We start from the raw sequence: 20674 nt of genomic DNA on the forward strand, positions 1-20674 counted from the left end.
AGCATGGTTGGCAACGGCATTACGGCAGCTCGGCTGCGGCTATCGGCCCCGCCTCTTCCGGGCCGAGATCCGGGCCTTCGCGGAGTTCGACGACGCTCCCCGCCTTGGCGAGCTCCAGGACCTTGATGCTGTTGAGGCCAGCCTTTAACAGTGGCGCCGGGGCGTACAAAGTAACCTGTGGCCCCTTGTCCCAGTATCGGCCCAAGAGGAAGCCGTTGAGCCAGACGAAGCCCTTTCCGGAATCAGGGAGTGCAATATATGTATCCGCCGGTTCCGCAACCTCGAACTCCGCTCCGGATAGTCCCTCAAGGTCCTCGGAAGCCCAATCAGCCAAAGCCAGAGGCGTCTGCGTCCAATGGAAGGTGTAGCGCTGGTTGATCAGGACGCCACCCAGGATTCCTTTGCCCTGGCCGGTCAGCGGGCCGTAGTTGATGCGGCCCAGGTTCTCCACCAGGATCTCCAGCTTGGCAGGGACACCGGTTCCGCTGACGGCCAACCCTTCGGCCCCGTCTGTATCGTCAAGGACCCCGGCGTATTGTCCATCGATCCAGATGTAGGCGCGGTCATTCAACCCTGCGATTTTGAGGCGGCTCTCCGCGGGAGCCTCGGGTCGTCCCGGGAGGACGGCTTCGGCCCCATAAAGGACCATGCCGGCGTCGAGACCCAACTCTTCAAAGGTGAGCGGTTTGACGCTGTTTACGGGCTTGCCTGATACACGGACGAGCTCCAACAGGTCCCGGCCTCCCGTCAGGGCCAGGGACTGCGCCGGAAGGACCGGAGCATCAGCCAGCAGCTCCGCGGGCAGTTCAGGAAGCTCCTCGATGCCCCGGGCGCGGTAGAACTCCTTCCGGAAGGCATGGAATTTAGGCGTCAAAGCCCCGTTCTCCGCAATGGGGGCATCGGAGTCGTAGCTGGTGACCGTTGGCTGGAGCATGGTGCCATCGTGGTTGCTGCCCGATCCCAGGCCGAAGTTGGTGCCGCCGTGTGCCATGTAGACGCACACGGATCCACCGGCATCGAGCATCTTCCGCGCTTCCGCAGCAGCGTCATCGGCGCCACGCCGATGGTGGTGTTCGCCCCAGTGGTCAAACCAACCACCCCAGAACTCGACATTGAAGAAGGGCTCGTCCGGCCGGCGCCTCTTCCATGTTGCGATCGCTTCGTCACCGCGGCTTCCCAAGGTGGCAGTCGCCCATGTTCCCTCGACTGAGCCGCCGTCGAGGAAATAGTCCGTGCCGCCGTCGGCTGTGAAGAGCATCTCCGTGATCCCGCGCTCCTCCAAGGCACGGCGATTCCAGCGGATGTAGTCGTGATCGTCGCCGTAGCTGCCATATTCGTTCTCAATCTGCACGGCAACCACGGGACCGCCTAGCGATGCCTGCCGGGAGGCGACAATCGGAAGCAGGTGGTCGAACCAATCCTCAATCGCAGCGGTAAATTGTGGATCCATGCACCGCAGGCCAATGCCGGGAATTCCGGTGAGCCAGGCCGGAAAGCCGCCGTTATCCCACTCGGCGCAGATGTAGGGCCCCGGACGGACAATGACGTCCAGCCCTTCCCCCGCGGCGAGGTCGATGAAACGGCCAACGTCCCGCCAGCCGGTAAAGTCCGGCGCCTCCTCGCGCGTAGGCTGGTGGAAGTTCCAAGCAACGTAGGTGTCAACTGTGTTGGCACCCATGGCCTTGAGTCGACGCAGCCGGTCCTGCCACAAATCGGGGTGGACGCGGAAGTAGTGGATGGCTCCCGCAAGGATGCGATACGGTTCACCCGAACGGTAGAGGACGGCGTCGTGGTAGCTCAAAAGGGCGTTGTTCACACGGAACAGATTAGCTCAACTTCCAACATTTATGCACAGGTGATGAACACATGACCAATCTGGATACTTCGCCCGCGGAACAAGTCTGCCCCGCCGCCCATGAAGGACAGGGCCCGTGCGTCCAGCTATGGCCGGAGCGTGAAGTTCCCCTCGGCGGCGTCCGTGCCATGAACGTGTTCCGCACCTTGCCGCAGCGCGGATTGCCGACTGTTGGAGCTTGGTGCTTCCTGGACAGTTTTGGTCCAGACCGCGTGGCAATGAGCGTTCTCCCCCACCCCCACTGCGGCCTCCAAACCGTGACATGGCCACTGGAGGGTGCCGTGCGGCACCGCGACAGCGTGGGCAGCGACGTTGTGGTCAAACCAGGTGAACTCAACATTATGACCGCCGGCCACGGGATCTCCCACTCGGAATTCTCGGTCCTGCCTGCGGCTACGGTGGCCGGAACGGATGACGAGATTCCTATGTCACGGGGACTCCAACTGTGGGTTGCACTCCCCGACGAACACCGGCACCGCGAACCCTCCTTTGAGCAACACCGTGAGCTTCCCGTGGCTGTTGGCGAAGGCTACACAGCAACCGTAATGGTGGGTGAATTCGCCGGTCAGCGCTCACCAGCCACTATGTTCAGTCCCATCGTTGGTGCGGACATCACCGGCACAGGGATGCTCCAGCTTCCGCTCCGCCCGGAGTTTGAACATGCAGTTTTGGTGCTGGATGGGCATCTGGTTATCGATGGCGAAGAGATCCAGCCCGGCCCGCTTGCCTACCTGGGTGCCGGCAGGCAGGGCCTGATAGTGGAGGCCCAGCCGGAGACCCGTTTCATGCTTTTGGGTGGCGAACCGTTCGGGGAAGACGTCTTGATGTGGTGGAACTTTGTGGGACGTACGCATGAGGAAGTGGAAAAAGCGCGTCTGGAGTGGGAAGCCGAAGGCCTGCTCGACGACGACGCTGCCGCCGCCTCACGCTTCGGATTCGTCCAGGGCCATGGCCCTGACGCAGGGCCCGAAGCCGGGCGCATCCCAGCTCCGCCGCTTCCGGGTGTCAGGCTCCGCCCCCGTACGCGGGGCTGAGTCCAAGGCGCTAGGCCCGCTGCTCGGCCACCAGCCGGGGGACGCCGAACACGGGGTCCTGCTGGAGAATCCGGACGTCGATGATGCCCCGCTCGGCCAGCCGTGCCTTGAATGATTCCTGCAGGCGGCGGACGTTCATGCCCAGCCCGCTGCCCAGGATGACCGGCCCGTCCAAGCCGAGCTGGCGAACGGCCTGCTCGGCAAGGTCAGCGAGGTCCTTGCCGGCTTGGTCCACCAGCCGGGCGCTGGTTTCGTCGTCGGCGTCCGCAGCCTCTACGACGAGCCGTGCCCGTTGTGCCCAGTAACGGCGACCCGTTTCCGGGGAATGGAACAGGGCGATCAATTTGCCCGGCTCTTCCACTCCGCAGGAGTCCAGCAGGGCACGGCTCAGCGTGTCCGGTTCCAGGCCCTGGTTCATGCGCCGCAAGCTGTGGCGCACGGCTTCGCGGCCCAGCCAGTAGCCGCTTCCCTCATCGCCCAGAAGGTAGCCCCAGCCTCCGGCCCGGGCTTCCTCACCAGCGGCGTTCCTACCCCAGGCGGCAGAACCGGTGCCTGCAATCACGGCGACGCCTGTGCTCGCTCCTCCCGCGGCCAGGAGCAGCCTGGAATCGTGAACCACGGTGATGCGTGCCCCGGGGACGTGCGGAGAAATCAGGTCGGCGAGCGCCTGAGCGTCCTCGTCGGTATCAATTCCACCGGCGCCTGCGTAAACCTCGTCAACGTCGCCGCCGCCGATCTTCGCGAAAAGTTCGGCAAGGTTTGCCATGGCCTGCTCCCGGCTCACGTTCTGGACGTTGGCGCTTCCGGCGCTTTCGTCAAGGACTGGAACGCCGTCTTCGAACCGCACGCCCCGCGTTTTTGTACCGCCGATATCCAGCCCGATCACGGTACCGCGGAGGGCTTCGGGGGACGCGTGGGAATGCTTGGCAGAGTCACGATTGTTCACCGTGAAAGACTAGCTTGGAGCGCACCGAGGAGAAACCGCACATGACGCATTCCCTGTTTGATACACCGTTCATGGCAGCGCCAATGGCTGGCGGAACGTCCACTCCCGCACTTGTGCAGGCGGTGCAATCCGGCGGTGGTTTGGGTTTTCTCGCCGCGGGGTATAAAAGCCCGGCGGCCATGGCGGCCGAGATCGCGGCTGCGCGTGCAATGGGTATCCGGTTCGGAATGAACGTTTTTGTACCGGACCTGGCAGAGCTCTCGCCCTCTTCCGCGGCGCGCGCCAGGCTGGAGGAGTACCGGACGGAACTTGAAGCTGAGGCAGGCCGCTACGGCGTGGCAGTGCCAGCCCTCCGCTTTGACGACGACGACGCCTGGCAGGACAAGATCGACGCCTTGACTTCCGATCCTGTGGAATTCGTCAGCTTCGCCTTTGGGCTGCCGGGCCGGTCTGTGATCAAAGCCCTACAGAAGGCCGGAACCGCCGTCATTTCCAGCGTGACAAGTGTTGCCGAGGCCCTGGCAGCCGCGGAAGAAGGCCCGGACGCCCTCGCCGTGCAGCACAGTTCCGCAGGAGGACACACGGCAGCGTTCCTCGCTGGCGACGCCGGAGGACCCGGAAGCGGGACCCGGTCAACAAGTACGACGGCGGGACTCGTCGCCCAGGTGCGTACCGCCGTCGACCTTCCGCTGATTGCGGCAGGCGCGATCATGGACAGTTCCGCGCTTCGCGAAGTCCTGGCTGCTGGTGCGGCCGCCGCCCAGGTGGGTACAGCGTTGGTACGCACGGAGGAAAGCGGAGCCCGGCAACCACACAAGGATGCCCTCGGCGATCCGCGCTACACCGGGACGGCCATGACCCGGGCCTTTACCGGAAGATTCGCCCGCTCGCTGGTAAACGAGTTCGTCCGCGATCACCAGGACGCACCGGAGGGTTATCCGGCAATCCATCACCTGACGGCGCCGATTCGGGCGGCAGCGTCGGCGGCAGGTGATTCTGACCGCCTCAATCTGTGGGCAGGCACTGGTTGGCGGTCAGCGAAGGAAGGATCTGCGGAGGATGTTGTCAGGGATTTCCTGAGCGGGCTCTGACAAGCTCGGCCAGCAATGCTTCGCCTTCCCTGGCCACCAGCTCACGGAACAGCCTGACGGCGTCGGGTTCGAAGGTGCGCTCCCGCCAAGCAATGCCGATCTGCCGGAAGGCAAGGTCGGATTCGATGCGTACTTCCACAAGTCCCAACTCCGCCCCCGGCAGGAACTGGCCAGTGCCGGAGCCAGGCCCTGCGGGCGGAAGGATACTGAAACCCAAACCGGCCGAGACCAGGCCCCGGGCAGTGGTGGATTCCTGGACTTCAAAGGCAGTCCGGGGACGGAAACCTGCTTCGCGCAAAAGCGCCTCGCCCAGGGCCCGGAGTCCGACGCCGGGCGGCAGCGTCACATACGGGTCATGCCGCAACTCGGACAGGTGCACGCTCGGCCGGCCGGCGAGGGGGTGCCGATAATGCAGCACTACGCGCAGCGGCTCCCTGTAGAGCGGCAGCGCCTGGATGCCCCGGCCTTCCGCCGCGATCGGTGCTGTGAGGGCGAAATCTGTATCGCCCTTTGCCAGTTCCTCCAGGCAGTCGTCGCGTGGACCCTGGCGGAGCTCGAAGACGGGCTGCGGATGGCGGCTACGAAACGCGCTGATGAGCAGGGGCAGCGTCGCTTCGCCGAACGTGTGCTGGAACGAGATGCCGATGCGCCCCCTGACCACGTCGGACTCGTGCCTCACCCTGTCCAATCCTGCCTGGAAGTCTTCCAAGGCGGCTTCGATGTAGGGCAGCAAAGTCCTTGCCGCTGGAGTCAGGCGGATGCCACGCCCATCACGGACCAGAAGGTCCATCCCCACAATGGCGCTTGCCCTGGCGACTGCCCGGCTCACGGTCGACTGGGGAACGCCAAGGAGCTCAGCGGTCTCCGTCATATGCTCCGTCCGGCCCAACTCTGCCAGCACGGGAAGCAGCGGCAGGAGCTGCACAAGCTGTTGGTGATCCGGTTCCACGCGCCGCCGCTCCGATCCAGCCATCAGGAAGTTCCAGGCATTAGAAGGAAATCATGCATTCCTGGATGAATCATAAGCGAATCATGCATTGGAACGCACAGTTCGGGGAGCCTAATCTGGGCAAGTGACTAGAGCAGCCGTGGGCGTTACGCAATGGGATGGGCACGCCAAGGGATCCCCTGGCTACCGGCGCGTGCTTGCCGCATTGGCTTTGGCCGGGGTTGCGACTTTTGCCCAGTTGTACTCCACACAAGCGGTGCTGCCGCTCATGGCGGCCGACCTCCACATCTCCGCAGCAGAAGCAGCACTGAGTATCTCCCTGGCAACCGTGGGACTCGCCGTCAGCGTCCTGCCGTGGTCCTTCGTGGCAGACAGGATTGGCCGGGTTCGTGCCATGGCCATCGGCATTGGAGCAGCAACAGTGCTGGGGCTGCTGGTTCCGCTGGCACCAACCGTTCCACTGATCCTGGGACTCCGCACTCTCGAAGGCATGGCCCTCGGCGGAATCCCAGCCATAGCCATCGCATACCTCAACGAGGAAGTGACCAGGATCCACACGGCACTGGCGGCCGGAAGCTATGTTGCTGGAACCACGCTCGGCGGACTCGCGGGACGCCTGGTGGCGGGTCCAGTGGGTGAACTGTGGGGCTGGAGGGCAGCCGCGCTGGCAGTGTCCCTGCTGGCCACGGTGTCCGCGGTCCTGTTTGTGGTGCTGGTTCCCAAACAGCGACGCTTCATGCCCGCACCTCCCAGGGGATTCCGCGGCGCCTTGCGCACACTGGGCAGCCATTCCAGCAACCCCAAGCTGGTATCGCTCTACCTACAGGCCTTCCTGCTCATGGGCGGATTTGTGGCGGTCTATAACTACCTCGGGTTCCGTCTCCACGCTGAACCGTTCGGGCTTCCCACCACACTGGTAAGCCTCATTTTCCTGGCCTACCTGTCCGGTACCGTGAGTTCCCGTTGGGCGGCCGGACTTACAACCCGCTTTGGGCGGCGCAACGTGCTGCTCGTTGGAGTTGGCTTGATGTCCGCGGGACTCGCACTCACGTTGGCAGAGAACCTCGTGGCCACCTTGCTAGGCCTCATGGTGTTTACCGGCGGCTTCTTCGCTGCCCACAGCGTGGGTTCCGGTTGGACCGGCGCCATCGCCACAACAGGCCGTGCCCAAGCCGCCTCGCTCTACAACCTTTCGTACTATCTCGGGTCCAGCGTTATCGGGTGGGCCGGGGGCCTGGCCTTCCAGGAGTTCGGGTGGCCGGCTTTGGCGTGGAGCGTCATGGCGCTTGCCATCACGACGGCGGTAGTCACCGCCGTCGTTCATCGCTCACCCTTCCACTGTTCCTGATGGTGCTCAGCGAGCCATAAAGCTTGGACCCTGCGCAAGAATAATCCACGCTGTACCGGTACCCATGCGGGCAAATATTCGGGATTGTGGAGTAGGAACGAATGGATTGCCATGAATTCAGCGATTATGATGAATGAAAGGCAATTTCAGGAGGATCCGTGAGCAACCCCGCGAAGAATGTTCGGCCAAATTCAGGCAGCGCCGAGCCGCTGGACGCTATTGACGAACGAATCCTGGCGGCCCTGGTGGAGGACGCACGTATCTCCAACAAGCAGTTGGCAGAACTCGTGGGAATCGCGCCCTCCACCGCGCTGATGCGCACAAGGGCCCTGTCCGAACGGGGGATTATCGAGGGCTTCGAGGCTGTCCTTAGCCTGCCAGCCATCGGCCGCTCGGTGCAGGCGCTCATTGCCGTCCGTCTCCGTGCACATGATCGGGACCAGATCGACCGCTTCACGGCACGCGTCCCCAAGCTGCCTGCAGTGATCTCCACGTTCCACACCACAGGTTCCGTGGACTACCTCCTGCACATTGCCGTCGCCAACACCGACGACCTCCGCAACTGGCTGCTCGATAACCTCGCGACAGATCCGGTGGTAGGACACACGGAGACCACGATGGTCTTCCAGCACATACCGGGCAACCGCGGCCCGCTTCCGGAGTAACCCTGTTCAGCCCCGGCGGGCACCGTGGAGCGACACCGCGGCGAGGGCCAGGGCCGCAACCCCGCACAGCACGGTAAAACCAACGACGGCGGCCTCCAGGCCAAGTGCCGAGACAGCCAATCCCAGGCCAATCACCGGAACAGCGCTTCCCATATAGGTGATGACATAAACCGTGCTGATGACTTGCGCATGCCGGGCTGCCTCCACTTTCCCGGCAACATCGTTGAACACCTGACGGAACGCGATTCCCTGACCTGCCCCCGCAGTGATGCTGGTTGCCACCAGCAACAAGGGGCTCGACCAAGCCGCGGCAGCTCCAACCAGGACCACCGAGACGCCCAACACTGCCAGGGCAACCGGGACCATGTATCGTCCACGCACTCCCACAAGCTGGCTGAGCGCCGATGCACCCAAAGTGACCCCAGCCAGCAGCCCGATGACGGGTCTGGAATCTGCATGGACCACGGCTGCGAAATATCCGGGCGCCAGTGAAAGGCAGAACCCGAAGACCGCGAAGCTCAGGAACCCCACTGCAGACGCCATCCAAAAGGCGCCGCGTGCGTGACTCGAAACGGCAGGTCTACGCGGAGCGAGAACCTTGAACACCGGTTTTCCTGCAGCGGGCGCAATCGCAGGCCTTGCTTTGAGGAGCCACAGCGGAACGAGCGCAGCCAACAGCACCCCGGAGTGGACATAGTAGGGGGTTCGCGTCGGGTCCGGAAGCAGCGAGAGGAGGCCACCGATCGCAGGCCCGGCAGCCACACCACCAGCCGAAGACAGCAACGTGAAGCGGGAAGCCCACTCGGGCCTACGGGGCAACAGTTCACGTAGTGCCGCGGAGCTTGCACCGGTAGCCAGACCTACTGCCACTCCTTGGAAAGCCCTGCCCAGCGACAGCATGCCAAGGCTGTCGGCATTCGCGAAGATTGTGCCGCCCAGCAGGCCCATAAGGACGGCCAGCACCAGCGCCGCCCGTCTTCCAATGTGGTCCGACCAGTGCCCCGCCACCATCAGGACCACCACAAGGGCCAGGACGTAGCTGGCGAAAGCCACCGTAACGTCCAAGGAGGACATGCCCAATCTGGCCTGCAGCAAGGGATACAGCGGCGTGGCCAGGTTTGCGCCCACCAGCAGCGTGAAGATCACTATGCCGGCCAGGACCAGCCTTGCCGTCGTAGTGGCATCCCAACCCCAGCGGCCGGCGGTGGCCGGACGCATGCGGAGTTCGCTCAAGACAGTCATTTCCGTGCCTTAGGTTCGGGGCAGTGCGCGGGCTCCTTGTGGGATGGCAGCACGGCCATGTTTCGGTGGCAACAGGATGCCGCATTACTGCGCTCAATGGAGCAGAATGGTGGGAAAATTGAGCGAAATAATCAAAGTAGTGACGTCTACGTGAGCCGGAGTGACCATTTGAATACCTTGGACCCCATGGACTTGAAGATCCTGCTGGAACTCATCAAGGACCCTCGTATCCATATCGCTGAACTCAGCGACTCACTGGGCATTGCCCGCAACACTGCCCAAAGCCGTCTAAAACGGCTGCTCCGTTCCGGGGTCCTTCAGGCAGCGGGCCGAGAAGTGGACCTTGAAAAGGTGGGGTACGACGTCGTCGCTTTCATCACCATCGAAGTAACGCACCGCGAACTCGATGGTGTCATCGGAGCCTTGCGGCTCATTCCACAGGTGCTGGAGGTCCATGAAATCTCCGGACGCGGAGATCTCTGGTGCCGCGTGGTGGCAACGGACACCCATAACCTGCAATCCGCGCTGAGGTCCGTCCTGCGGACCAAAGGTGTCATCCGAACGGAAACCGTCCTGGCCCTTCATACGCATATCCCCTACCGAACCGAGCCTTTGATGGAAAGGTTGGCCGGAACTACCAACACGCGGTCAGCGTGAACGCTTGAACACCGGCTCCAGTGGTCCGCCCTACTAGGCTTTTGACCATGGATTGGCTCTCACACATTTCGCAGATCAACTGGCTCGCTGTCCTTCTGGCGTTCATCTCAAGCATGGTGATCGGGTTCGTTTGGTACATGCCGGCCGTCCTGGGTCGGCGGTGGATGCAAGCGATCGGCAAAACCGAGGAGGACCTCAAAAACATCGACGGCGGCGCCGGTATCTGGATTCCCATGATGCTTGCCTCGGCACTCACCAGCATTCTCCTGGCCATCCTGATCAGTGCCCTGGAGCTCAACACCTTCCTGGCCGGAGGCTTCTTCGCCCTGGTCCTGGCCCTGGTTTTCCGCGCCGGAGGACACATCATCCACAATGGTTTCGCCGGGCGCCCCTCTGAAGTAACCGTTATTGATGCGGGGCACGATATCCTCGCCATGACCATTGCGGGCGCCATCATCGGTGCCATGCAGTAGCGTTCACTCGTGACCATCATTGATAACGCCGTCTATGTAGAAGGCGTACGCACAGCCACCCCACATAACCTGGAGAAGACTTTCGAGACACTCTCGGAGCAAGGTGGCATGGCGTGGATCGGGCTTTACAGGCCCACCCGGGACGAGATGACCGCTGTCGCCCACGAGTTCGGCCTCCACGAACTCGCTGTGGAGGACGCCGTTTCAGCGCACCAGCGGCCAAAGCTGGAGCGCTACGACAACAACCTCTTCACGGTCCTGCGGCCCGCCCGGTACCTGGATGCCACCGAGACGGTGGAGTTCGGCGAGCTGCATATCTTCACCGGTCCCAACTTCGTGGTGACCATCCGCCATGCTGAAACCGGTGGAGTTGCGCGTGTCCGCCACCGTTTGGAGCAGCGCCCGGATCTCCTGCGGCATGGACCGGAAGCGGTGCTGTACGCCCTCCTGGACCAGGTGGTGGACGATTACGCGCCTGTGGTGGCAGGGCTCGAGAACGACATCGATGAAATTGAAGACCAGCTCTTCAGCGGCGACACCGCAGTTTCACGGCGGATTTATGAGCTTGCACGTGAAGTCATCCAATTCCAAAGGGCAATCCAGCCTCTACCGGACATCATGGTGCTGCTTGAGAAGGGCTTCGAGAAGTACGGGGTGGACATCGAACTCCAGCGCTCCCTCCGTGACGTGGAGGACCACGTTCAGCGCGTCATCTCCAGGGTGAACTCCTTCAGGGATCTCCTGCAGAACGCCCTGACCCTTGACGGCACACTGACGGCGAACCGCCAGAATGAGGCGAGCGCTGCCCAGAACGAACAAGTCAAGAAGATCTCCTCTTGGGCCGCCATCCTGTTCGCACCCTCGTTTGTGGCCGGGGTGTACGGCATGAACTTCGACCATATGCCGGAGCTGCACTGGGACTTCGGCTATCCGATGGCCATCGGGCTCATGTTTGGAGCAGCGGTCCTCATGTATCTCATTTTCAAGCGGAAAGGCTGGCTGTGACGCCGTCGCTCCTCCCACCACGAGGAAAGCAGGGAGGCCGGGGCGCTGCCCTTGCGCTCATGCAGGGCATCACGCACGACGCCGGACGGTCGGGTTTCCAGCTTGAGCCCAGCCAGCAGGAAGCAGCCCAGCGGCTGGCCGCCTTTGGTGCAGTCGTAACCGCCCGCCGTCGTGCACTCCCGCAGAGGACGCCGCGAAGCATCTATCTTCACGGACCTGTGGGCCGCGGCAAAACGTGGCTCATGGACAGTTTCCACGACAGGCTTCCGGCCCGGAAACGTCGCGTCCACTTTCATGATTTCTTCCGCAAGTTGCACGCGGGAACGCACCGTTCAGCTTCCGCCGATGGAACAGCCATCCAGCACTCAGTGGATGCGCTCCTGGCGGACATCGACGTCCTGTTCTTCGACGAATTTCACGTCCACGACGTCGGGGATGGAATGTTCATCGCCCGGTTGTTGCGTTCCGCGGCGCAACGCAGGATTCCCTTGGTGGTGACGTCCAACTACGCTCCGGACGATTTGCTGCCCAACCCCTTGTGGCACGATCATTTTGCGCCGACCATCGAGGCCATCAAGGAGATGATGGAGATTGTGGAGATCAACGGCCCCGCCGACTTCCGGCGGTTTCCTGCGGCACATAAAACTCCCGACGCCGGCACCCAGGCGTTCCGCTCGGGCAGGATCATTACGCCGGGCACGCCCAAGCAGCTGGGACGGCTGGGGCTGTTCAGGCCCACCGCTTCCCAAAGCCGTGTCCTGACGCCAACAACACAACCCATCGTGGTCAAGAACGCAGACCCGGACCTGCTCTGGGTGGGCTTCCCGGAATTGTGCGGAGGCCTGACCTCCACCGCTGATTTTCTCGCCTTGGCGGACAGTTTCAAGACCTGGGTCGTCGACGACGTTCCCTCCCCTGCCCTGATGGACCCGAATTCCGCGCCCGCGTGGCAGCGGTTCAGCAATGCCGTGGATGTGCTTCACGATCAGGACATCACCTTGTTCCTGATCGGTACGGGACCACTGGACTGGGATGCAGAACCTTCCGGCAGCGTCCTGCCCACGGATCTGGCCCGTATTGCCAGCCGACTGTCCCTGTTGGGCCGGTCCGACCGCGACGATGCCCTGGCAATCGAAGAGGCCGCCGGAAGCTGAGCTTCGGGCGGCCTCTGGTTTCACCTCGGGAGTTTGCCCCCTAGATAACACCGCCGGCAGCGGACGGAGCGCTGGTATCGCGCCCGCCATCGCCGACGCTCTCACGGGCAACGTAATTTTCGATGTCGAAGAGGTTCTCCGCCCGTTCCGTGATGTTCAAAAGCGTGGTCATGGAAGCCACTTCCTCAACCTGTTCCTTCAGGAACCACAGCATGAACTGCTCGCCCAAGGCGTCGCCCTCGGCACGAGCGGCGCGGAACATCTCCTCAATGTTGCGCGTGACTTCCTTTTCCTGCTCCAGGGCCAAGGCGATGGGTTCCTTGGCATTGGTGAAGTTGTTGCGAACCGGGGCGATGCCGGGGATCTCGACGTGCACGTTGCGGTCCAGCATGTACTGGACCATCATCATGGCGTGATTCCGCTCCTCAAGGGCCTGGCGGTAGAAGTGCCGGGCAAGCTGCGGCAAGTCTTGGCCGTCAAAATACACGGCTACTGCAATGTATTGCTGGGAGGCCGCAAACTCATTGGCGACCTGGGCGGACAACAGCTCATTGAATGTCTTCTTAGCCATGGCACCGATCCTACAGCCGGGCAAAGACCCTCAGGCAGTCATCTCTTAAGCCAGCAGCAGAGCGAACCAAACGCCTGCAGCGGCCGCACCGACGCTAACGGCCATGGACCCCAGCCCGTTAACGAGCGCCAGCCCCACCCGGCCACTCTGCACGAGCCTTATGGTCTCCAGGCTTGCCGTACTGAAAGTGGTGTAGCCGCCGAGGAAACCAGTGCCGAGGATGAGTTGAAGGGACTCGCTCGCCAGCCCCCGCAGCGCCAGGCCCGCTAGGAATCCGAGGAGCAAGGAACCGGAAACATTGATGATGATGGTGGCCCACGGCAGGGCAGTGCGAAGCCGTGCCCGAATGAGCCCGTCCATCACGAACCTGGCAGCCGCACCCAATCCCCCCGCCAGGGCCAGCAGGATGACGGTCACTTCGCACGTCCGTGATGCCACGCAGCGAGCCAGATTCCGGCCGTGGTTGCCACCGCCCCACCCAGCAGGCTCACGCCGAGATAACCCATCGCAGCAGGCGTGTCGCCGGCAGTGAACAGGTGCACCGCGTCCAGAGCGAGCGTGCTGTAGGTGGTGTACGCACCCAGGAACCCCGTTCCCAAGGCCAGGCGCCAGAGCCGGCGACTTCCGACGTCGGGCCCCCGCCTGGAGAGTCCCTCCAGCAAGGCGCCAAGCGCCAAAGCGCCGGAAAGGTTGATCACAAGGGTGGGCAACGGCCAGGATCCTGGCGCAGGAATCATAAGTCCGAGGCCGTAGCGGGCGAGTGCCCCGAACACGCCACCCGCGGCCACAATTCCGATGAACCCCCAGTGAAGATGGACGGGACGCCTGGCGTCAGTCGTCATCATCCACCGGCACCCGCGGCTCCACAGGTACCACAAGCACCGGGCGGTCCTGCCGGTGAAAGAGCTGCCTGGCAATGGAACCAGCAGTGAGCTCTTTGATGGCCGACCCAAGCTTGCGGTCCCTGGAACCCACCACAATCATGGACGCGCCGATATCTTCGGCCTCATGGGCCAACGCCCGCGCCGGCTCCCCTGCCAGGGAAACGATGGACCAGCTCAGGTCAGCTTCGGCCAGCTGGGCGGCAATCGCTGCCCGCAAGGAATCCGGGGCGTTCTCGGCGTCATCGTCCACGCCGTCGGGATCAATCGGAGCAGACGGCCCGCCCGTGGTTCCATCCACGGGATAAACGGTCACATCAACGAAGGCGCACACCAGTGGCAGCCCAGCGCTAAGCGCCACCTCGGCGGCGCGCTCCACAACGACCGGACGCTGCCCGGGCATGACGCCTACCAGGATGGGGCCGATGAGGCCTTTGGGTACTGAGGTTCCGGTCATCGTGAAGCCTCCCGTCAGACTTTCTTCACAACACTGGACTTGAGCTGCATAGGGCCGAAGCCATCCACTTTGCAGTCAATATCGTGGTCCCCCACGCCATCGACCAGCCGGATGTTCCGCACTTTGGTGCCGACCTTGATGGCCGTGGAACTGCCCTTGACCTTGAGGTCCTTGACGACCGTGACGGTGTCGCCGTCACTCAGGACATTGCCGACCGCGTCTTTGATGACATTCTCCTGCTCGTCGCTCCCGTTCGCCGGTGACCATTCGTGGGCGCACTCAGGGCAGACAAGCAGCACGCCCATCTCATAGGCGTATTCACTGGAGCATTCGGGGCACGGAGGCAGGGAGTCGTTCACAGGGTAATTCTAGAGGGGCAACCACCGCATTAAGGCTCCCCACCAACTACGGCCAGATAGCGTGCACTGCACTACGACATCACGAAGGCATGGCAGAACCTGTTGCCCCATGTCAGATCGACACATAGGCTCAATAATGTGAGTGGCGGGGACGGTGATCCGACAAGCGGTACCGACCAGCTACCCGTGAAGGAAAACAAGCATGGCTACAGGCACAGTGAAATGGTTCAACGCTGAAAAGGGCTTCGGATTTATCGCCCCGGACGACGGTGGACCGGATGTATTCGCCCACTATTCAGCAATCACGTCCAGCGGATACCGTTCCTTGGACGAGAACCAGAAGGTCCAGTTCGACATCACCCAGGGCCCCAAGGGACCTCAGGCGGAGAACATCCAGCCCCTCTAGACTCTCGACAAGAAACCGGCCAGGCAAATATTGTCTGGCCGGTTTCGTTGTACATGCCTAAATCTGTGGAGCTAAGGAGATTCGAACTCCTGACCTCTTCGATGCGAACGAAGCGCTCTACCAACTGAGCTATAGCCCCTTGGCGCGGCGATTGGAGCCGGACCAGTGTCCCTAGGCTACAAAGTTTCCCGGCGCTTTTCCAACCACGACACGAACGTTTCAGCGCCGTACCTTTGCTCCGGCACGAGGTTGAGCCCCGCACGCAGGTAGGCGCCCATCGCGCCGGGCAAAGGGACCTCTACAACCCTGCCTCGCGCACCCGTGATTGCTTTCCACGACTCAGCCATGTCCTTCATGGCCAGTACCTCGGGCCCGCCAATGGTCCTGACACGGTGCCGCTCTGGAGAAGGCGCTTCCAGCGCGGCTTCGAGCAACGCAGCTGCAGCGTCAGTGGGTGAAATCGATTGGAACCGCACGCCCTTGAATGCCGGAATTAGGCGCGCCTTCGCACCTGTACGAAAGACCATCTCCACAAGGCTGTGGAATTGCGTGGCCCGGACAACCACCGTTTCGATGTCCGCCCTCGCATAGATGCGTTCCTTGTCTGCCTTGGAGACATAGAAGGAATAGTTGCTCTGGTCGCAGTTGATAATCGACAACGCCACAGCCTTGCGCACACCTGCCTGACGGGCCGCGGAAAGAAGCCGGGCACCGCCGCCGGCAAATTGCTTTTGTGCTTTGCCGAGCCGTCCCTCAAGGCAATCAATGACGACGTCGGCACCCGCCACCGCGGCTGCCAGACCATCACCTGTGGTGACGTCGCCCGCAAAGTAGGTGGCGCCGTCGTGGTGCTTCTCCGAACCGGGAGTCGGCACGTGGCGGCTCAGCACAGATACCGTGTGCCCGGCCTCGAGCCCCTGACGAACAACCTCACGGCCTACCTGGCCGGTGCCGCCTGCAACACAGAGAGTGGTCATGCCGGCCTAGGCGCGGCGGCGCTGCAGGACATCGTCCAGGTTGCTCAGGGCGCTCTGCCCCTTGGCGGCAGTACGCACCTGCGCAGCCGCAGCGGCCTCTGCCTGCTCAACACTCTGCTTAAGCACCGGTTTGCCCACAGGCTTCGGGGCCTCCGGAAGGTCCAGCGGTTCCGGAGCGGGCCGGGGCGCCTTTGCGGCACCAACGTACGTGGGCTTGGGAACCTCAACCGGCTCCCAACCGGCATCCTCGGAACCAGACCCGGCTGCAGCTGATTTGTCACCAGCTGCCAACGCAACAGCCAAGGCAGCCTGGCGAAGCTCCACGGCAGAGAGGCGTGCGGCCTCGGACTTTCCGGCCTCGGCGTCAAAAACCGGTGTTTCCTTGGCTTCGGCGGGCGGTTCCTTTGGCAGGTACCGCGCGGGGGTCTGGATGGGCACCACCGGCGCAGCCCGGCGCGCCCGCCGTTCGCGGAGATCCCGCAGGGCGAGCCGCCGCAGCGTCACCACGGCGAGTACTGCGCCGATGAACGACACCAATGGCAGCCAGACGGTACCGGTGCCGAACAGCCGCAGCGCCCCCGAAACAATGGCAGTCAGCAGCAAAGCAAGGCCGGACAACGCCAAGGTGAGCCGGGCGTATCGGATCGTAAAGGGAGTTGTGGGCGCCTGCTTGGCGGACGACTCAGCCACGCGGGATTCCTGGGGCGACGCCGGTGCTTTGCTGTGCATGGTCTCCATCGGTTTCTCCTGCCGGGGTGCCAAAGTCAGTACCACCCCTGCCTGCGTTTCGTCTGGTTCGTCGTCAAATGCCTCTGCTGAAACAGTGGCCGCCTGGACCTGCTGCCGTCTGTTTCGAAGAACGTAGGGAGCGACCCATACCATCCAAAGCGCAACAGTGACCACGAGTATCACTGAGCTGCTGAGAGGGAAGTCCACATTCAAAACCGTAGAAGCAAATCATCAGGGGCGGCGGCATTGCGGTCGGTGTGTCGTCGGCGAGTCCGCAAATGAATGGAGATACGGCTCAAAAGGGGCTATGACCTGCCGCTTCTTCCTCTGAGCCATGCATCGAGGAGTCCCTGCGGAACTTCCTCCGATGTCAGCGCGAAGGAGCGATGGTCTGCCCACTCGCCATTGATATGCAAGTATCTCAGACGGTACCCCTCGTCCCGGAATCCAAGCTTCTCCACGACCCGGAGGCTCGGCGCGTTCTCAGGCCGGATATTGATCTCCATCCTGTGCAGGCCCAGGGTCCGGAAGCAGTGGTCGGTAGCCATGGCAACTGCGGTGGGTGCGATGCCTTGCCCGGCACGTTCCTTATCAACCCAATAGCCCAGGGTAGCCATCATCGCTGAACCCCACACGATGGACGAGACAGTCAGCTGGCCCACAATTTGCGGCTCGCGGAATCCCTCGGTCCGCTCCGTGATGAGAAATGGCAAAGCCGTGGCTTGCCGGGCTTGCGCGTTCAGCGATGCCACCATTTGTCGGTAACTGGGAAGGCGGCCACCCGGGGCAGGGTTGGACGCCTCCCAGGGTGCAAGCCATTCACTGTTCCGCGAACGGACTTCAGACCACTCCCGCTTATCGCGGTAACGGATTGGCCGGAGCACCAAGGCTCCGCTTTCCAGCGTTACCGGCCAGATCGCAGAGCCGTACACCGGTGTTACTTGGGAAGAGCGGCAGTGAAGGTCGGCAGCCACTCGCGGAGCTCGGGCCCGAGGTCGTCGCGTTCGCATGCCAACTCGATGCAGGCTTTCAGGTAGCTCAGCTTGTCTCCCGTGTCATAGCGGCGGCCACGGAACACAACGCCATAAACGCCGTAGCCCTCACCTTCCCCGGCAGCCAGAACCTCGAGGGCATCCGTCAGTTGGATTTCACCGCCGCGCCCGGGAGCAGTCTTCTCCAGGACATCAAACACCGCCGGGTGGAGAACGTAGCGCCCGATCACGGCAAGGTTGGATGGGGCTTCTTCGGGCGACGGTTTTTCCACCAGTTGCTTAATGCGGACGTAGCCGTCGTCATCGTTTTCCTCGATGTCCGCGCAACCATAGGCGCTGATCTTGGAAGGCTCAACTTCGATGAGGGCAACGACGGAGCCGCCGGTTTTCTGCTGGACGGCGATCATTTCGCTCAGCAGGTCTTCACGGGGATCGATCAGGTCATCGCCAAGCAATACGGCGAATGGCTCGTACCCGACGTGCTGCTTTGCACGCAGGACCGCGTGGCCAAGGCCGTTGGGGTCGCCCTGGCGGACGTAATGGATGTCGCCCAGGTTGGTGGCGGACTGGATGGCTTCAAGCTTGGCAGTATCACCCTTCTCTGCCAGCGTCGCTTCCAGCGCCGGCACACGGTCAAAGTGATCTTCCAGGGCGCGCTTGCTGCGCCCGGTGATCATCAGGATGTCGTGCAGGCCAACCTTCACCGCTTCTTCGACGACGTACTGGATGGCTGGCTTGTCAACCACGGGCAGCATTTCCTTCGGCATCGCCTTGGTGGCGGGGAGGAATCTGGTACCAAGACCCGCTGCGGGGATGACGGCCTTACGGACAGCATTGTTATCGAGAGTCACCGGACTAATGTAACGGAAGGAATACACCAACAGGTAAACCCCCGCCGTGGCAGGACGCAGAAACAGCCTTGAAACTGGAGCGGATTTGCTGCTTCCCGGGGCCCGCGAATCTCATGATCGGACAATAATGGCATCGAAGGAAGACATCCGCAGCAGCCGGCGCTTGTACAGGCGCGGCCTCACCACGGAGCAAGTCGCGCAAGCCGGCGAGTCGATTGTGCGGCACGGCCTGGACTGGGCCGCGCAAGTCTCGGGCGGCTCCAACGCCGCGTTCGCTATCTACGTGGGCGTCTCCCACGAACCCCCAACCATGCCCCTGATTGCGGGGCTCCACAACTCCGGCCATCAGGTTCTGCTTCCCGTTTGCGAACCCGGTCGCCGGTTGAGCTGGGTGTACTGGACACCGGAAACGGCCTTCGTGCGGTCCGAATACGCACCTATTGACGAACCGGAAGGCGAACGTTTGGACAGTGCGGTGGTGAGCGCCGTTGCTGGTATCTTCATGCCTGCTACCGCTGTGGACCTCGACGGCAACCGCATCGGGCAGGGCGGTGGCTACTACGATCGCCTTCTCCAATATCTGGATGCTTCCGGCGGGCGGCCGCCCACCATCGCGGTGGTGTACGACGACGACGTCTTGCCGTCCGGAGCTATCCCCGCGGAGCCCTTTGACCGCCCGGTGCCTGACGCGCTAACGCCCTCCGGAATCGTTAAGCTGGGGCGCGGGAACTGAGCGGCCCACCGCCTGGGTGAAGTCCCGCTCGTCCGTGGAGTTGGCAGATAGCAGGTGAGCGGGAAGCGGATGATAGAATTGGCACTCAGGCCCTGCGACTGCTAATGCGGAGATTCTCCGCCACGGCTCCACAGGACCTGAACTTTGTCCTGAAGGAGGAAATCAGTGCCCACATACGCGTACGCCTGCAAAGACTGTGACCATGCCTTTGACATCGTCCAGTCCTTCTCTGACAGCTCCCTGACGGAGTGCCCTGAATGCCGGGGTGCGCTCCGCAAGAAGTTCAACAGCGTCGGTGTTGTTTTCAAGGGCTCGGGCTTCTACCGCACGGATTCGCGCGACTCCAAGGGCAGCACCGTCTCAGCTGCACCCTCTGCCCCGGCGACTCCAGCCCCGGCCGCCACGCCAGCACCCGCGGCTGCAGCCAGCTAACCAGCTTTTATCCACATAGGGCATTCGGCCGCTGTTGGGCGGCCGGGCCCGGTGGCTAGCGTGGCGTCATGCCACAAAAGACACCTGCTTCCTTCCTCCCCCGCCGCGGACATTCCGCTCCGCCTGCCAGCCGTTATGGTCGCTCACGGATCAACCCCACTGCGTCGGCTGGCCCGCTGCTTCCCCGGAACCAAGGGCCACATCGACTGGTGAGGCTGGCCCCAAGGCAGAGCCTGAATCTCTGGATCTCCCGGAACCGTAGGCTGACCGTGGCGCTCCTGTTGTGTCTGGCCACCGGCATTACTGTTCAACAACTAACGCCTGCAACCGAGCAGCGCGTCAGCATTCTCGTCGCAGCCCATGACCTTGCAGCAGGCACCAGCCTTACCGACGCCGATTTCACCAGTGTTGGGGTGCCGCCGGACGTCGCAATTTCCGGAGCCTTGGAGGATCACGCTTCCTTGGTGGGCCGCCAGCTTGCTTCGCCTTTGACGAAAGGGCAGATTCCCACGGAATCAAATCTTCTGGGGCCGGGACTCCTCACTGGTGCACCCGTAGGGTCAGCTGCGGTCCCCCTTCGCATGGCTGACCCATCATCCATCCAGCTTCTGTCGCCAGGACAGTTAGTGAATGTAGTCCTCACGGCCGCAGGATCATACGATGAGTCCAGGCAAACCGAAGTCCTGGCTGCCTCCGTACCCGTACTCTGGACGTCCGCCCAAGGGGGTAAGCCCGGCCAGTGGCTCGGAACCAGCGACACCGACGGCTTGATGGTGGTAGCTGCAGATCCCCGGCAAGCAGAAAAGCTTGCCGGCGCATCCACGCAAGGCAAGCTTTTCTTCGTTTTGGTCAATCCCTAGGTTTTTG

Annotated in this window: 25 protein-coding genes and 1 tRNA gene; 12 read left to right on the forward strand and 14 right to left on the reverse strand. The window is 62.7% G+C overall.

Going from position 1 to position 20674, the window contains the following annotated elements; translation table 11 throughout:
- Positions 1–19: 19 nt before the first annotated feature.
- The gene (locus ACZ5G6_RS16750) at positions 20–1816 is read right to left on the reverse strand and encodes a glycoside hydrolase family 35 protein (RefSeq protein WP_498686690.1); all 1797 of its coding nucleotides are present in this window, start codon (positions 1814–1816) and stop codon (positions 20–22) included.
- A gap of 50 nt (positions 1817–1866) precedes the next feature.
- Here ACZ5G6_RS16750 and ACZ5G6_RS16755 point away from each other — a divergent pair, with 50 nt between their 5' ends.
- Positions 1867–2889, forward strand: a complete 1023-nt coding sequence (locus ACZ5G6_RS16755; RefSeq protein ID WP_498686691.1) for a pirin family protein — start codon at positions 1867–1869, stop codon at positions 2887–2889.
- Positions 2890–2899: 10 nt separating this feature from the next.
- On the opposite strand, the gene ACZ5G6_RS16760 is transcribed toward ACZ5G6_RS16755, so the two are convergent.
- The gene (locus ACZ5G6_RS16760) at positions 2900–3835 is read right to left on the reverse strand and encodes an N-acetylglucosamine kinase (RefSeq protein ID WP_498686693.1); all 936 of its coding nucleotides are present in this window, start codon (positions 3833–3835) and stop codon (positions 2900–2902) included.
- Between the two features lie 41 nt (positions 3836–3876).
- On the opposite strand from ACZ5G6_RS16760, the gene ACZ5G6_RS16765 reads away from it, so the two are divergent.
- Entirely contained in the window at positions 3877–4926 is a 1050-nt protein-coding gene (locus ACZ5G6_RS16765; protein ID WP_498686695.1) for a nitronate monooxygenase, read from the forward strand.
- Here the strand turns inward: ACZ5G6_RS16765 and ACZ5G6_RS16770 are convergent.
- The gene (locus ACZ5G6_RS16770; RefSeq protein ID WP_498686697.1) at positions 4901–5899 is read right to left on the reverse strand and encodes a LysR family transcriptional regulator; all 999 of its coding nucleotides are present in this window, start codon (positions 5897–5899) and stop codon (positions 4901–4903) included. The genes ACZ5G6_RS16765 and ACZ5G6_RS16770 overlap by 26 nt on opposite strands.
- Positions 5900–5999: 100 nt before the next feature.
- Between ACZ5G6_RS16770 and ACZ5G6_RS16775 the strand changes: the two genes are divergently transcribed.
- Positions 6000–7223 carry an MFS transporter gene (locus ACZ5G6_RS16775; protein WP_498686699.1) on the forward strand — a complete coding sequence of 408 codons (1224 nt, stop codon included), beginning with the start codon at positions 6000–6002 and terminating at the stop codon, positions 7221–7223.
- Between the two features lie 158 nt (positions 7224–7381).
- On the forward strand, positions 7382–7888 hold the full coding sequence (locus ACZ5G6_RS16780) for an Lrp/AsnC family transcriptional regulator (RefSeq protein WP_223933819.1): 507 nt from the start codon (positions 7382–7384) through the stop codon (positions 7886–7888).
- A gap of 6 nt (positions 7889–7894) precedes the next feature.
- Here the strand turns inward: ACZ5G6_RS16780 and ACZ5G6_RS16785 are convergent, their stop codons facing one another.
- Positions 7895–9130 (reverse strand): MFS transporter, encoded by a 1236-nt coding sequence (locus ACZ5G6_RS16785; RefSeq protein WP_498686701.1) that lies wholly within the window; start codon positions 9128–9130, stop codon positions 7895–7897.
- Positions 9131–9316: 186 nt separating this feature from the next.
- Here ACZ5G6_RS16785 and ACZ5G6_RS16790 point away from each other — a divergent pair, with 186 nt between their 5' ends.
- Genes ACZ5G6_RS16790 through zapE form a run of 4 tightly spaced genes read left to right on the forward strand, consistent with a single transcriptional unit; the run spans position 9317 to position 12419 of the window.
- A complete protein-coding gene (locus ACZ5G6_RS16790) occupies positions 9317–9787 on the forward strand; it encodes an Lrp/AsnC family transcriptional regulator (RefSeq protein ID WP_223937619.1) in 471 nt (156 codons plus the stop codon).
- 47 nt (positions 9788–9834) lie between these two features.
- Positions 9835–10260, forward strand: coding sequence for a DUF1761 domain-containing protein (locus tag ACZ5G6_RS16795; protein ID WP_498686703.1), 426 nt, complete (start codon positions 9835–9837; stop codon positions 10258–10260).
- 9 nt (positions 10261–10269) lie between these two features.
- Positions 10270–11265 (forward strand): magnesium/cobalt transporter CorA, encoded by a 996-nt coding sequence (gene corA, locus ACZ5G6_RS16800; protein WP_223933824.1) that lies wholly within the window; start codon positions 10270–10272, stop codon positions 11263–11265.
- Entirely contained in the window at positions 11262–12419 is a 1158-nt protein-coding gene (zapE, locus tag ACZ5G6_RS16805; RefSeq protein WP_498686704.1) for a cell division protein ZapE, read from the forward strand. The genes corA and zapE overlap by 4 nt, the downstream gene beginning before the upstream one ends.
- A 40-nt stretch (positions 12420–12459) precedes the next feature.
- Here the strand turns inward: zapE and ACZ5G6_RS16810 are convergent, their stop codons facing one another.
- From ACZ5G6_RS16810 to ACZ5G6_RS16830, 5 genes are read right to left on the reverse strand one after another with little or no spacing between them, the layout of a single operon-like run.
- Positions 12460–12990 carry a ferritin gene (locus ACZ5G6_RS16810; RefSeq protein ID WP_223933828.1) on the reverse strand — a complete coding sequence of 177 codons (531 nt, stop codon included), beginning with the start codon at positions 12988–12990 and terminating at the stop codon, positions 12460–12462.
- Positions 12991–13035: 45 nt separating this feature from the next.
- Positions 13036–13407 (reverse strand): fluoride efflux transporter CrcB, encoded by a 372-nt coding sequence (gene crcB, locus ACZ5G6_RS16815; RefSeq protein WP_223933830.1) that lies wholly within the window; start codon positions 13405–13407, stop codon positions 13036–13038.
- Positions 13404–13835, reverse strand: coding sequence for a fluoride efflux transporter FluC (locus ACZ5G6_RS16820; protein WP_498686711.1), 432 nt, complete (start codon positions 13833–13835; stop codon positions 13404–13406). The genes crcB and ACZ5G6_RS16820 overlap by 4 nt, the downstream gene beginning before the upstream one ends.
- The gene (locus ACZ5G6_RS16825) at positions 13822–14328 is read right to left on the reverse strand and encodes a universal stress protein (protein ID WP_223933834.1); all 507 of its coding nucleotides are present in this window, start codon (positions 14326–14328) and stop codon (positions 13822–13824) included. Before ACZ5G6_RS16825 ends, ACZ5G6_RS16820 begins: the two co-directional genes overlap by 14 nt.
- A 14-nt stretch (positions 14329–14342) precedes the next feature.
- Positions 14343–14687 (reverse strand): zinc ribbon domain-containing protein YjdM, encoded by a 345-nt coding sequence (locus ACZ5G6_RS16830; protein WP_223933836.1) that lies wholly within the window; start codon positions 14685–14687, stop codon positions 14343–14345.
- Positions 14688–14889: 202 nt separating this feature from the next.
- Between ACZ5G6_RS16830 and ACZ5G6_RS16835 the strand changes: the two genes are divergently transcribed.
- Positions 14890–15093, forward strand: coding sequence for a cold-shock protein (locus ACZ5G6_RS16835; protein ID WP_144648155.1), 204 nt, complete (start codon positions 14890–14892; stop codon positions 15091–15093).
- A 66-nt stretch (positions 15094–15159) separates the two neighbouring features.
- Here the strand turns inward: ACZ5G6_RS16835 and ACZ5G6_RS16840 are convergent.
- The 5 genes from ACZ5G6_RS16840 to galU all read right to left on the reverse strand — a co-directional run bounded on the left by ACZ5G6_RS16840 (position 15160) and on the right by galU (position 18642).
- Positions 15160–15232 (reverse strand) — tRNA-Ala (locus ACZ5G6_RS16840).
- A gap of 37 nt (positions 15233–15269) precedes the next feature.
- Positions 15270–16070: an SDR family oxidoreductase gene (locus ACZ5G6_RS16845; RefSeq protein ID WP_498686714.1), complete on the reverse strand. Its 801-nt coding sequence runs from the start codon at positions 16068–16070 to the stop codon at positions 15270–15272.
- Positions 16071–16076: 6 nt separating this feature from the next.
- A complete protein-coding gene (locus tag ACZ5G6_RS16850; protein WP_498691928.1) occupies positions 16077–16973 on the reverse strand; it encodes a hypothetical protein in 897 nt (298 codons plus the stop codon).
- 131 nt (positions 16974–17104) lie between these two features.
- Positions 17105–17731 carry a GNAT family N-acetyltransferase gene (locus ACZ5G6_RS16855; RefSeq protein WP_223933839.1) on the reverse strand — a complete coding sequence of 209 codons (627 nt, stop codon included), beginning with the start codon at positions 17729–17731 and terminating at the stop codon, positions 17105–17107.
- Between the two features lie 5 nt (positions 17732–17736).
- The gene (gene galU, locus ACZ5G6_RS16860; protein ID WP_498686719.1) at positions 17737–18642 is read right to left on the reverse strand and encodes a UTP--glucose-1-phosphate uridylyltransferase GalU; all 906 of its coding nucleotides are present in this window, start codon (positions 18640–18642) and stop codon (positions 17737–17739) included.
- A gap of 127 nt (positions 18643–18769) precedes the next feature.
- On the opposite strand from galU, the gene ACZ5G6_RS16865 reads away from it, so the two are divergent.
- From ACZ5G6_RS16865 to cpaB, 3 genes are all read left to right on the forward strand, one after another.
- Entirely contained in the window at positions 18770–19375 is a 606-nt protein-coding gene (locus ACZ5G6_RS16865; RefSeq protein WP_498686720.1) for a 5-formyltetrahydrofolate cyclo-ligase, read from the forward strand.
- A 165-nt stretch (positions 19376–19540) separates the two neighbouring features.
- Positions 19541–19807 carry an FmdB family zinc ribbon protein gene (locus ACZ5G6_RS16870; protein WP_223933845.1) on the forward strand — a complete coding sequence of 89 codons (267 nt, stop codon included), beginning with the start codon at positions 19541–19543 and terminating at the stop codon, positions 19805–19807.
- Between the two features lie 68 nt (positions 19808–19875).
- Positions 19876–20667, forward strand: coding sequence for a Flp pilus assembly protein CpaB (cpaB, locus tag ACZ5G6_RS16875; RefSeq protein ID WP_498686722.1), 792 nt, complete (start codon positions 19876–19878; stop codon positions 20665–20667).
- The last annotated feature ends 7 nt before the right edge of the window (positions 20668–20674 follow it).

This window comes from Arthrobacter sp. TmtSoilC51 (assembly GCF_055388015.1).